The 13,769-nt window shown below is 62.6% G+C and carries 4 protein-coding genes; 1 reads left to right on the top strand and 3 read right to left on the bottom strand.

The genetic code is table 11. The features are described 5' to 3' along the window. Window positions 1-1,614: 1,614 nt before the first annotated feature. Window positions 1,615-7,701 carry an autotransporter outer membrane beta-barrel domain-containing protein gene (locus I2H38_RS04360; protein ID WP_196270550.1) on the top strand — a complete coding sequence of 2,029 codons (6,087 nt, stop codon included), beginning with the start codon at window positions 1,615-1,617 and terminating at the stop codon, window positions 7,699-7,701. 1,122 nt (window positions 7,702-8,823) lie between these two features. Here I2H38_RS04360 and I2H38_RS04355 read toward each other — a convergent pair. The 3 genes from I2H38_RS04355 to I2H38_RS04345 form a co-directional block, all read right to left on the bottom strand. Continuing rightward, on the bottom strand, window positions 8,824-11,034 hold the full coding sequence (locus I2H38_RS04355) for a cation:proton antiporter domain-containing protein (RefSeq protein WP_196270614.1): 2,211 nt from the start codon (window positions 11,032-11,034) through the stop codon (window positions 8,824-8,826). A gap of 381 nt (window positions 11,035-11,415) precedes the next feature. Beyond that, window positions 11,416-12,930, bottom strand: coding sequence for an aldehyde dehydrogenase (locus I2H38_RS04350; RefSeq protein WP_196270549.1), 1,515 nt, complete (start codon window positions 12,928-12,930; stop codon window positions 11,416-11,418). A 113-nt stretch (window positions 12,931-13,043) separates the two neighbouring features. After that, window positions 13,044-13,739 carry a GntR family transcriptional regulator gene (locus tag I2H38_RS04345; RefSeq protein WP_407664015.1) on the bottom strand — a complete coding sequence of 232 codons (696 nt, stop codon included), beginning with the start codon at window positions 13,737-13,739 and terminating at the stop codon, window positions 13,044-13,046. Window positions 13,740-13,769: the final 30 nt, after the last annotated feature.

The raw sequence follows: 13,769 nt of genomic DNA, 5'->3' as shown, positions 1-13,769 counted from the left end.
CCCCGGCAGAGGCGCCGTAGCACCCTGTGACATTTCTAAATTGCAAAAACCTGAGACATTTCAAAGTGGTTGCAACATTATATGAAAAGTGATCTCGCCCCGCGCTCGCTGTAGCAAGGAGCGAACGGATGTCGCCTTTCGATCTAACCGTCCGTTGTGCCTTCGGCCCAGGCTGATAGTCGTCGCGTTTCAACTGAGACATCTCCGCGGGAAGCAAGTCCAATGAGTAGCGAAGGGCATATATCGCGCTGTAACTCGCCGAGCGTGGATAGTTCGGCTCCTCCTTCCAGACGATGATGGCCATGGCGTTTGCGGGTGTGAGAATGGGTCGGACGTGTTCAATGGCCCTTCGCATCCTCAGACGGAATAATCCAGGCACGGGCATTATGGGCTGTATTGGCGTTCCGCCCCTGGGTGCGAGGGGCCGAGACGAAGGAGTAACGCCGCTGGACTCACCCCCTGCCCGATTGGCATAAGATTCAAGCTCTTCTTTTCCAGAGGTTTTGCCCATGAAAGATCGATCTTCCGATCCTCATTCCGTGCAATCCAAGCGGACAGTTGACGGAGATATGCCGGGTACCACAGGCGTCGACCAGCCTGCGCGCATCACGTTCTAAAGATTGCTCAAGGAAGGCGCGCCCGGCCGCCTGAACTGAGATCCCGAGTTGGCGCGCAATGGCATAGACACGAGCCCCCCATCGCGCTTCATGCGAAAGGCCACCCCATGCCGGACAGACCGGATGGTCAAGCCCCGCTCAGCACCGATGGCATGGCGGGCCTTTTCGAGTGCCGGCTGAATGAGCCTTGGTTTAACCCGCTCGCCGGGACAAACAAAGGATCTTTCGGGTAGCGGTCTCTCACCTTCAGGCAGGCATCGGAGGCGACCAGGTCGCGTGCGGCGAGGACCGTACGCTGGCCCTTCGCAGGCACTTGGTTGGCCGATCCAGTAGGCCCACGCGTTCGCCTGTTGTGAGGGCGGGCGAAATCCCGGAGTTCGGTCCAGCCCCCTACCCGGCTCGATCAATGACGTTCTGGCTGAAGACCACCGTTTGACCCCTCTGATCGGCACTGGGAAGTGTCGCGCTCAGGATACCCCGGCAATCGGTTACTCGTTGCTGTACGAACCGAGCGAACCTGCGGAAAGCAGCAAGGCGACGGAGGATCGGTGATGTGACGACCTTCTCATTACGCCACTGGCCAACAAGGGAATCCTGGTCAGGCTGGCCGATCTGCGACAGGTCGCTGAAGGTCGATCCGCCGATCTTAACACAAGAAGCCAATCCATTGAGCGCATGCCAGACATTACGCTCTTATGACATTATCGTATTCGGTGCTTTGCCCGCTCCCTTGAGACGAGGATCGGGCCGTTTCGTCGGACGGACAGTTAGAGCTTCGTCCCATGCGGGTGACGATCCCGCGCGCTGCCTTGAGGCTCGCGAGGCGCATGACGTTAGGGAAGTAAACCTGTTATTCTGAGATTACGAATCAGCGCCATGCCGCTGTGAGGAACAACAGGGCCCGGCACGCCACGCTTTCAGACAGCGAAGACTGTCGCGGGACATGCTCGGGCGAAGCAGGGACGTCTCGTGCAAGAGACGCGGTTTGGGGGCAATCGTGAAACGAATTTCGGCATCTCAGGTAGCCGCGCGCGGAATCGCGACCATGTTGCTTGGCGGCACGAGCGTCCTGGCGATGTCTGCGGCGACGATAGACGCATCGGCAGCGGACGGCGCGATCAGCGTCATTAGCCAGGGCGCAAATGGCAAAGACGGCACGTCGCCGCCCTGGTACTGGCCGTGGGCAAGTTGGGATTACCCGACAGCCGGCGCCTCGGGCACCGCGCTTGAATACAGAAACCCCTTTCCACAGGGGCTACGGCTGCGTTCCTCCACCAGCATGATCCTGCTCGGCTCGGTCGGCGGAACCGGAGGCGACGGAAAAAGCGTCGACCAGGAGCGCGGCCCGCCGCTGCGTCAGACCGGAGGCAGTGGCGGCGACGGCGGTACCGTCACCTTCATTCAAGACGGCCTTTACGGGCGCTACGCAACCCAACTGGAAGGCATCGGCTCCTCGTCCTATCCGACCGCCGCGATCCGACTCTATTCGGAAGGCGGAAGCGGTGGCTATGGCATGACCACGACGGGCAGGGGTGGTCAGGGCGGCCGGGTTGACCTTACGCTCGGCGACAAGGGCACGACCAGTTCGACGCCACTCCTGACCATCGGGACGATCGGGGACAATTTTGCTGCCGCCTGGGTTCAATCAAAAGGTGGCAAAGGTGGCGACGGCGGTTCCGCCTCACAGTACAACGGCGGAGGACTGGGCGGCAACGTCACCGCTACGCTGGGAGGTGCGGTCAGCCTGTCGAGCGCCGGGAGGAACGCGCCCGTGCTGGTACTCCAGTCGATCGGCGGCAACGGCGGCTCGCACGACAGCCAAGGACTATTCTATCGACCCTCCATCGGCGGCGATGGTGGAACAGCTACGCTGAACCTCGACGGGGCGCTCCTCACGAGTTCCGGTGCCTCTTCGGCAGGCGCTGTCGTCCAGTCAGTCGGCGGTGCAGGCGGCACGAATTCCGCCATCGTCGGCGGCGCCGGCGGCGCGCGTGGAGGCATCGGCGGAACGGCGCAGGCGACCCTTTCAGGCACGATCAGGACCACCGGCACCGACTCGGCGGGTATCGTCGTTCAATCGGTCGGCGGTATGGGCGGACACGGCGGTGGCGGCATCTTCTCCGGCGGTTCCGGCGGCAACGCGGGTAACGGCGGCACGGCCAAGATCGACGCCGGAGGCAAGATCGAAACGAGCGGAAAGAACTCCCTCGGCCTCGTTGCGCAGAGCGTTGGCGGCGGAAAGTCGGCGAGCGCCTTCCAGGGCGGTCTCGCTACCGCCGCTGGCGGCAGCGGCGGCAGCGGCGGCAGCGCACTTTCGCCATTTTTCAGTTCGGGCGGGACCGGCGGGACCGGCGGAATCGGTGGAACGGTCACCGTCAACAATTGGGGGACGGTCGCAACCTCGGGTGAAGATGCGACGGGCATCCTCGCGCAGAGCATCGGCGGCGGCGGCGGAGCAGGTGGCGACGCTAAAGCCTTTGGCCTTATGGGAGCCGTCGCCCTTGGTGGAGACGGCGGCAGCGGCGCACGAGGCGGTAGCGTCACGGTCACTAACAAGGCGCTGGATGCATCGGCGGCCAAGGGCTGGGTGCAGACATCCGGGGCCTACGCGGCCGGCATCGTGGCGCAATCGGTCGGCGGCGGTGGTGGCAGTGGTGGCGATGCGACCGCCGTCAGTATCGGCGCTCATGTGGCGTATGCGCGGGCCGTGGGCGGAAACGGAGGCGAAGGCGCGACGGGCGGCACTGTGCTGGTCAACAACGCCCTCGATGTCACGACCGGCGGCATGCTCGCCTCCGGGCTCGTGGCGATGAGCATCGGCGGCGGCGGCGGCAACGGCGGCTCGGCCACGGCAAAGGCAACGGCCGTCGCCATTGATCCCCGATTCCCGACCCTGACGGCTACCCACGGCATCGGAGGCCAGGGCGGGAAAGGCAATACCGGTGGCAAAGTCACCGTCGCGAACTCTGCCGCTGTGACGACCTCAGGGCTGGCCTCGGCCGGCATCATGGCGATGAGCGTCGGCGGCGGTGGCGGCAACGGCGGAGCCTCCCTGCCCCTTCCCACGTTCAGCGTGGCTGGCCTCACCTCCTGGCTCGCCGGCATGCGATCGGGCTCGGTGGAGTTCTCGGTCAACTCCTCGGTCGGCGGCAGCGGCGGCAGTGGAGGGATCGGGGGCACGGTCGAGGTCGTCAACAACGGATCGATCGTCACTAACGGCCAAAGCTCGTCCGGCATCGTGGCGATGAGCGTCGGCGGCGGCGGCGGCAACGGCGGCAACGCCACATTGACGGCGGCCAGTAACGTGACCTTCAACGATGCTGTCGGCGGCAAGGGCGGTTCAGGCAATCACGGTGGCCTCGTCACCGTGACGAACCAGGAAGGGGCCTCGATCACCACCGCCGGAGTGGGATCCTACGCGATCCATGCTCTATCGGTCGGCGGCGGTGGCGGTATTGGCGGCGGCGCAACCGCCTCATCGAGCGGCAGCGAGTGGTATTCGACACACGAGGCCTCGCAGACGAAGAGCCAGCTCATCAATGTCGCCAAGATGGCCCTTCCGCAGCTGAAGGATGTCGTGGCGCAGTACAAGGACTCGAACATTGCCGGAAAGACTGGCGATGCGATCGTCAGCTTCCTCGCAAAGCAGTTCGGCACGACTGCCGAGAAAGCGGCGAGCAACAAAGGTATCTTCAGCCGGCTCAAACCGTCCGTCCCGATCTCGCTGGCTTGGAACTCCTCAGTCGGCGGTGCGGGTGGCGCGAGCGGCAACGGCGGCGGTACGGTGGAAGCGCCCGTCAGTGTGAGCTCCGGCGGCACACTCACCACGTTCGGCAACGCCGCTTCCGCTATCGTGGTGCAATCCATCGGCGGCGGCGGCGGCAATGGCGGTTCGGCCGCGGCGGGCTCCGGAAAGTTTTGGAGCGAGAAGACAGCCGTCGGCGGCAGCGGTGGCGGTGGTGGCAACGGCGGTGCGGTCAAGGCGCAGGTCGACCAGACGGGCAAGATCACGACCGCCGGCAACGGTTCATTCGGCGTCCTGGCCCAGTCCATTGGCGGCGGCGGCGGCCTCGCGACGACTGGCAGGGATCTGCAGGCAGGCGAATTCGTGTTGAGCAGCGTCTCCACGATAGGCGGTTCGGACGGGGTCTCCGGGAATGGCAACGCGGTCACCGTCAAACATGCCGGCACGATCGCGACGGTCGGAAATCAGGCCCACGGCATCGTGGCTCAGTCCGTTGGCGGGGGCGGCGGAATCATCACCGATGCGAGCTACGACCTTCTTGGTCTGATCGAGATCAAGAAGGCTCTCGGCGAGGCGGCGACGATCGAGATGTTCGAGGCCATCGGGATCGACATCAAGGACGACCTGAAGCGCGCGACGGCCCTGGCCTCCAAGGGTGGCGCTGCCGGAAGCGATAGCGTTCGCCTCGGTGGCGAGAGATCCAACGGATCGGGCGGCAAGGTCGATCTGTCCATCAGCGGCACCGTGGCGACGAGTGGCGTAAATTCCTTCGGTGTGCTGGCACAATCGATCGGTGGCGGCGGCGGACTGGTCGTAGACGGTGCCAGCGCCTCTCGGGTCAACACCGCTGTTCTCCTCGGCGGCGCGAATGGTAACCGCGGCGACGGCAGCGCGGTCACACTCCAGTTCGAAAAGGGAGCCCGGATTGCGACGACCGGCGACCACGCGTCAGCGGTGCTTGCGCAGTCGATCGGCGGCGGCGGTGGCTACGGTGGCAGCGGCGTTCTGCTGGGCACGGCGCAGGCTCTCGTTACCGGCCGTGGCGCGACGCATGGCGATGGCGGAGCCGTGACGATCAAGACGGCTGGGGCCGGTGTGAAGATCGAGACCAGCGGGAAGGCTGCGCATGGCATCCATGCCCAGTCGCTCGGAGGCGGCGGCGGTTTCGTCGGCACGCTGATGAAGGACGATCCAGCGGCGCGGCGCTTCTTCGACGAGGTAGTTTACACCTCGCGCCCAACGAACTGGGCGGAGACGTACGAGGATCCGCCGGAAGCCCAGCGGATGGCCAGCGCCCTCTATAGTGAGATGACTGCAGCTCTGACCAAGGCCGGTATCTCGAAGACCGAGGACGACCTCATCAGACAGAGCCGGCAGGAATTCAACGCGATGCGCGCGGCCCGCGGGAACTCCACGGGCACTGGCGACCGAATTACGATGAGCCTGCTGGGCGCGGACATCAAGACTTCAGGCACCAACTCGTTCGGCATCTTCGCCCAGAGCGGATTTCAGGACGTCAGCGGCATCCTCGATCCGACCAGGTTGGGCGGAAATATCGCAATCGACTTCAGCGGCACGCTGTCCGGCGGCTCCGGTGACGGCGCGGCAATCGCCGTCGATGGGGGCAAGCTGAACGCGATCACCATCTACTCCGGTTCAACCGTCAGCGCCCTGTCCGGAACAGCAATCCTCACCTCGTTCGGTTCCGACAACGTCATGAACCATGGCACGCTGATCGGCGACGTGAACCTCAGCGTGCGTGGCAGCCGCGCCGACGAGGTCAATACCTTCGATAACCTGCACGGAGGGACTTATCGCAGCGCCGGCACCGGCGTGATCAATCTCTCCGCTCCCGGCGCAACGAAGACGAGTACGTTCACCAACTACGGCACTTTCGACATTGGCGGCGTCGGCACGATCGCGACCGCGTCCGTAACGAACGGAAAGACCAAGCTCGGCGGCACGCTTCTGGTCGATGTCAACGGCGTTGCCGCAGCGGGGACGCAGGCGAATGACGTGCTGAAGGTGTCCGAACTGGTTGTCGAAGGTGTGTCAGTCAGGCCCCATGCCGTAGAGGGGTTGCTGGCATCGAACAGCTTCCGCGTCGTCGATGCCACGTCGACGGTCGTGCTGCGGAACGCAGTGTCCGGAGCCAGCACCGCCAGCCCGATCTCGTGGACGGTTTCGACCGGCCAGAACGCAATCACAATTGCGCCGTCCTCCGCCTCCTTCGTCGCAAAGGCGGTGGGCGATCTGACGAAGACGGAACTGTCCGTCCTGGCCAGCCTGCAGGCGGCCTGGGATGGGGGCAACCGGGGCATGGCCGGAACCTTCGCCGATATGGCCAACATCGCCACTCCGGAAGAATATCGCCGGGCGATCGACAGTATGACGCTGTCGGAGGGGCTCGGGCAGCCGGCGGCAATCCAGACCCTTTCCAACACGAAGGCTCATGGCTATGCGATGAGCTGCCCGGCCTTTGTGGATGGGGGCACCCTGATGCGGGAGGGCCAGTGTGTCTGGGCCAACGTCATCGGCTCGCGCACCTCGCTGTTCGAGAACCGCATCACCGACGGCTTCACGCAAACGGCGATGAGCTACCGCATGGGTGGACAAGGGGAGTTCAGCCCCGGCTGGTTCCTAGGCGCAACAGCCAGCTACAACACGAGCCGGCTCACCACGCGGGATGCGCTCAGCCGGATCGAAGGCGACAGCGGCGACATCGCCGTCGCGCTCAAGCGCCAGATGGGGCCATGGCTGTTCGCCGGCGCGCTCAGCCTCGGTTACGGCAGCTATGATTCCACCAGCACTTTTGATGTCGGCGACACGGAATGGCAGGCACTCAACAAGTCCGACGTCTGGACGGCGGGCATGCGCCTGCGTGGTGCCTACGAGTTCGCATTCCCGAACTGGTATCTGCGGCCCTACGCCGATCTCGACCTCGTGCACACGCACATGCCAGGCTACACATTGTCCGGCGACGGAGCGGTGCTGCGCGCGAGCGACCTGCGGTCGTGGACCTCCGCCTTTAAGCCAGGAGTCGAGATTGGTGCCCGGCTCGATCTCGGCGACGCGAGCTGGCTGCGGCCCTATGCGAGTGTGGGGGTTACCTTCAACCGTGGCAAGGGCTTGCGGCAGAACGTTTCCTTCTCGGAGGGGGGCGGCCCCGGTATCACCTTCACATCCAGTTCGGAACTTCCGGACAGGCTGCTCGACCTCGGTGCGGGTGTGCAGTTTATGGCGAAGGACACGTACGAGCTTCGGGGTGAGTACAAGGCCCAGATCGGCAATGACTTCCTCAGCCAGGAGTTCAGCCTGAGAGCCGCCATGAAGTTCTAGGGGTCTCGCAGGCTTGCCCATGGTGATTGGGCCATGTGACCTAGCCATCGCAGCGACGAACGCCTGCCTTCGGGCAAGCACGTGCTTCCGGTTTTGTGAAGGGTTGCGGATGCCGACCCTGAACCGGCCGTGTTTCCGAAGGAGCGCTCCCATTGCCAGTCGATGATCTGAGCCGATTTCTGGTTCCTTTCGAGCGAACTCGACGTTGTTCGCAGTCGTGGAGATGAGCCTGTGGAGTTGGCTCGTCGCCGGCATCGTACCTAGTGTGAACCGTCAGCCGCTTAAGAAGCTGGCTGTCGATAAGAATGCCTTGCCAGCGTTACTTCGCAGATGGCATCCAGAGGCAGGAATCGTCGGCTGCAAGATCACGCGTGTAGCCGTTGCCGTTGAGGCCGGTCATGACGGGCTTTGGCTCGCCCGGTGGTTAACACACGCCACATCAGGCCTACGTGATCCATCCGTCAAACGTCGCCGTGTCATGCGAGCATCGGCGCGCCAAGATCGACCGGGTCGACACCGAGATGCTCAAACGCACCTTCCTCGGATGGCTGCTTTCGCAGGCTTCATGCCAATGCGTGAGAAAGTTATTTCGTCGCGCGTCTGGAAGGCTCTTGCGGTATCTTCAGTCGCTTCTCTTCATCAGCTCCGTTCTTACTCGTTGAACCTCGGCGGCGCCGACAGCCCCTGACGGATCGACGAAGGTGACCCCCAGTCGTCTGTTGGCCTGACTTGTCGACGTTAATGCGGGTGACCTCGCTATTGTCCAGAGGCACGAAGTTCGATTTGCGCATCAAAACGGACAGGATTGTCGTCTGCGGGCTTGCCTTTGAGTAATTCCCGCAGCCGAACCGTTCGCAAAAACCGCAATAGGTACAGGGCCCAAGACGGACGCCGAGGAGATTCACGTAGGGTTAGGACAGGTTGCCGGACGGTTGCGGAAACGGTTTGTAACCGAGGTCCCGGGCGGCTTTCGAAGTTGAACGAGCCGATCGGCTCTGCTTTCCATGCCGTCGACGCGAAGCGTCCCCATCCCGGCGGACGCGATCTCTTGCCAGCCGGAGGAATGCCGGCGTGTCATCGAGATGTACCGGCGAATGTAGGCATGAGAAATGGATCGCCCCGTCATGTTGCGACGAACATGACGGAGCAATCGGCGGATTCGAGAATGGCACTGGCCACGTTTCCGAACGCCAGCCTTTCGCCCGGACGCTCCGTGACGCCCATGATGATCAAGTTATGTCCCCCTATGCGGGCCTGGCGCAAAATGGCGTCCTCGGGGGCCAGTTTAATCCGGATCGCGGTGTGCACTCCGACACCGTAGCGTTGGCCAAGACGGGTGAGATCTTTCAGAATCGCCTCGTCCTGCTCCCGTGTGTCGCGCGCGCGCCGTCGACGGTCGATGTGGTGGCTTGCATTCGAGACGTAAACGGCAGTCACTGAGGAATTGCTTGCGCACGCGATGGCGAACGCCACCTCTGCTGCCCGACGGGACACTTTTGTCCCGATCACCGGCACAAGAATATTGAGCCTTGCTTCCATCGGCGCAGCTTCGTGCACACCTCGCGCAGCAACAATTGCGCGTGGCCCAACAAAGTGGCTCGCCGCCAGAGTCACATCGCTGTGGAATCCACCTTGTGGATCAACGGTCGACCCGAGGCCGATCACGAGCAGGTCGAAACCCTTCCGCGCTTCGGCGGCGACAGCCTCATCGGCTCGAGTCGAGGAATCGGTCACAGCCACCTCAATGTCGAGCGCCTCCCTGATGGCAGGCTCAGGTTCAACCACCGCTGCGATCTGGGTTGCTGCCGTTGCACCAACTTCGGGAGCCCTCAGAGGCGCCTTTGCTACCAATTCCGGCTGCAGGTTTTCGGCCGTGAGCTGCAGGACGGTCATCGGCATGCCTCTCAGGCCAGCGATCAATCCAGCGAGACGTGAGGCAAGCTTTCCTGTGGCGCTCCCGTCGGCTGCGACGAGAATTCTCTCAAGCTGTGGTACGAAACCTCCTGCTTCGAAGCCTTCCTGTTCGATCCGGGCTCGTTCCTCGTCGGTGAGGGGCAGCCGCTCCAGGGCGACACGAAGCATTGGAGGCATAGCCATGGTCGTTAACACGGCCATGGCGACGACCATCGTAAAGAGGTCCTGACTAAGTGCTCCCATCGAGAGGCCGATTGAGGCGACAATGACCTCCGTCGAACCGCGCGCATTCATCCCGCACGCCAGAGCCAGTGCCTCGGACCTCGTCAAGCCTCCGATGGTACCACCGAGGAATGCGCCACCGAACTTGCCCACGCTTGCAATCAGGACAAGCCCGGCGGTCAGCAGAAGAAGATGCGGGTCCTTAAGGATCGTCAGATCGGCGCCGAGGCCAGCCAATCCGAAGAACACGGGCATGAACAAGGCGACGATCAGCCCACGCAGTTGTTCTTCGATGTGCCCGGTCAGTATCGGGGATTGCCCGACGATAATTCCGGCCACGAACGCGCCGAGAACGGTGTGAACCCCGATGGCATTGGTAATCAGGGCCATGCCCGCCATAATCACCAGGATGGCGGTGATCACCGGGACCTCGCTCACCGAATAATCGTTCACTCGACGTATGATTGTAAGCACAAGCCGTCGCCCGACCGTGAAGCTCAAGGCCAGAAAGAGGATTACGCCAACGATGCTCCTGCCAAGGCTCCAGATATCGAGGGAGCCGTGGAGCGCGATACCGAAAATGATCGCGATAATGACCCATCCGATCGTGTCGTCGATAATGGCAGCGGCAAGGATGACTTGTCCGACCTTGCGACGGAGAAAGCCCATCTCACGCACAACGATGGCCACGATCTTCACCGACGAAATCGAAAGTGCTGTGCCCAGGAAGAGCGAGGTGACGAGCCGGGTCTCAGGCCTGGGCAACATGGAGTCTGGCAGCAACTCGCCCAAAGCGAAGCCGCACAGAAACGGGACGGCGATACCGGTCAGCGACACGCTTAAAGCGGCTCTTCGCACCTTCCCGACCAATTTGAGATCAGTTTCCATCCCGGTGAGGAGCAGAAGCATGAGAATTCCAAGCTGCGAGACCGCATCGATCATCGCCTTTTGGTCTCGGTCCGGTGGAAAGATGAGCGTCTGGGCCTCTGGCCAGAAAGCGCCAAAAACAGATGGACCGAGCAGAACCCCAGCGATCAGTTGGCCCATGACAGCGGGCTGACCAATACGCTGCATGGCTTCACCGAGTAAGCGGCCCACCGTCAGTAGTAAAAGGATCTGCACCAGAAACGTGACTTCTGACGCGCCTGAATGCCCCTCTCCAGCGGCAAGAGAGGGCGTGGCCGGGAGCGAAAGAATGGCGGCCCAACAGAAGCTCCGCCATCGAGAGCAGGACCACCTCGAGATGAGCGCGAGAGATTTGGTATTTTGATCAAGCAGCGGCGTAAGCTCCACAGGCCGTTCGCATGATAACGTACAGGGCGTGCCCTTGATCCTTAGCTAATCTCCGGGAACTCGTCTGATGGGCAAAATGTGTAGGCACCTTGACCCCACAAAGCCCAACACGGCCTCTCGGGCTAATGTTCGTCTCCTCACCGTAGCCCGGGGCCCGGCGCCGTCCGGGAAACGGGGCGAGAGCTTCGGCTCCGCCAACGGTCGGAATGGACGCTCGACTTAGCAAAAAAGACTGAGGAGAGCACAAGTTCACCTAGCCATCATGGCCGCGCGCGTCCGCGGTCCTTAGCCTCTGAGCTGCATCCAGCAGGTCTTCAGTTCCGTGTATTTGTCGAAGGCGTGCAGCGACTTGTCCCTTCCGATGCCGGACTGCTTGTAGCCGCCAAAGGGAACCGTGATGTCGTCTGCGTCATAACAGTTCATGTACACCACGCCCGCTCGGAGCGAACGCGCGACGCGGTGGATTATGTTCACGTTGTCGCTCCACACCGCGGCGGCGAGCCCATAGATGCTGTCATTGGCGACCGCCACCGCTTCCTCGGCACTCTTGACCTTAATGACGCTCAAGACGGGGCCAAATATTTCCTCTCGGGCGATCCGCATGCTGTTGCGGACGTCGTCGAAAACGGTCGGTTCGACGTAACAGCCGCCGCTGTCCTGACGCGCCCGGCCGCCGCCGCGCACGAGCTTCGCGCCCTCGGCCTGACCGATCTTGATGTAGCCGAGCACCTTCTCGGTGTGGGCCTCGTCCACGAGCGCTCCCATCCGGGTGTCGGGATTGAGCGGATCCCCTGGGCGGTAGCCATCCATCTGGCTCACAACCCGATCCAACACCCGGTCTTTCACCGCCTCATGAACGATCAGGCGCGAGCCTGCTGTACACATTTCACCCTGGTTGAAGAAGATCGCCCCGGCGGCGGTATCCGCCGCGACATCGAGGCTGCCGCAGTCATCGAGGATGATGTGGGCGGATTTTCCGCCGCATTCCAAACCAATTTTCTTGAGATTGCTCTGACCGGAATATTGAAGAAAGTATTTGCCGACCTCCGTCGATCCGGTGAAGAAGACGCCGTCGATATCGGGATGTAGCCCGACCGCCCTGCCCGCACTCGCGCCGGCGCCCGGAACCACATTGAAAACGCCATTCGGGAGCCCAGCCTCCTGGGCCAGGGCTGCGAGGCGAAGCGCCGTCAAGCTCGATTGTTCGGCAGGTTTCAGGATCACCGAATTGCCGGTGGCTAGCGCAGGCGCGAGCTTCCACGCCGCCATGATCATCGGAAAGTTCCACGGCACAACAGCCGCCACAACCCCGAGAGGCTCGCGGGTGATGGTCGCGCGCACGTCATCCGCAGTCGGGGCCACTTCGCCGTAGACCTTGTCGATGGCCTCCGCGAACCACTTGAAGCAACGCGCCGTAGCCGAAACGTCGATGGCAAGGCTGTCGGAGATAGGCTTGCCCATGTCGAGGGTCTCGAGCAAAGCGAGTTCGTCGCGGTTGTCGAGGATCAGCTGCGCGAAAGCGAGCAGCGCCTCCTTTCGCCGGGCCGGAGACAGGCGGGACCAGCGACCATCCTCGAAGGCGCGCCGCGCCGCCACAACCGCGAGATCCACATCTGCCGCGTCGCATGCGGCGACCTCCGCGAGTACCCGCCCGTCCACGGGGCTGACGGCGCTGAAGATCTCTCCGCTCACAGCACCGCGATAACGCCCGTCAATGAATGCGCGTCCTTCGATGCTCGCGGAGATGACGCGCTCGGCGCGGGTGCGCCAGTCAATTTTGCTCGGTTGATCGTGGGCCACGCAGACGCCTCCTTCAGGGAGTGCTATTGTAACGGGTATTAAATTTTGATCACATTTTTTGCACTGTCAACTACACACCTCTCAGTATCCGAAGGAAGCGCAGTCCCTTTTACTCACGGGTCGACAGCTGACGCGCGCCGACCGCCTTCCAAATAGGCGTTAAGAAGATCATCCGCGCTCACATGCATGATGCCGTCGCGGATGTCCGCCTCGATCGCAACGCGCAAACCGATGGGATCCTGACGACGCAGCGCCGCCATTGCTTCGGCGTGACGATCGATCCGATAGAAGTCCTCCAGCCGCGAAAGGGCGATGCGTATAAACGGTCCAAGCTGGAGCCATACGCTCTCGATCAGAGGGAGACTCTCCTGATCCGGGTTCGCGGTGTAGATCGTTCGGTGAAAATCCTGGTTCAGCGCAATGGCCTGTTCGAAATCGTCGCGCAGGTTGGCCTCGTCGATACGCCGATCGAGCCCTTCGAGAACAGCAATGCGGTCACCCCTGACATACGGCATCGCCCCAAGCGCCGCATGGGTTTCAAGCACGACGCGCAGTTCGCACAACTCGCGGAAGCGTGATGCCGTCATGTGCGGCACCTGAACGCGACGGTTGTCCCGCACCTCAAGCGCGCGCTCCGCGGAAAGCAGGCGCAAGGCTTCACGTACCGGCATCATGCTCACGTTCAGCGTCTCGGCGATCTCACGTATGGTCAACGCCCGTCCAGGCGGAATGCGCCCGATCATCACAGCATGCCTCAGGCAACGGTAGACGGTTTGACTGGCGGTCTCCTTCTCGGATCTGGGAAGCAATGGCAGGTCGAGGCGCGAAGCAGGCTCTTT

This window comes from Microvirga alba (genome assembly GCF_015694465.1).
Classification (GTDB): domain Bacteria; phylum Pseudomonadota; class Alphaproteobacteria; order Rhizobiales; family Beijerinckiaceae; genus Microvirga; species Microvirga alba.
This window is presented reverse-complemented; position numbering and strand designations above follow the sequence as displayed.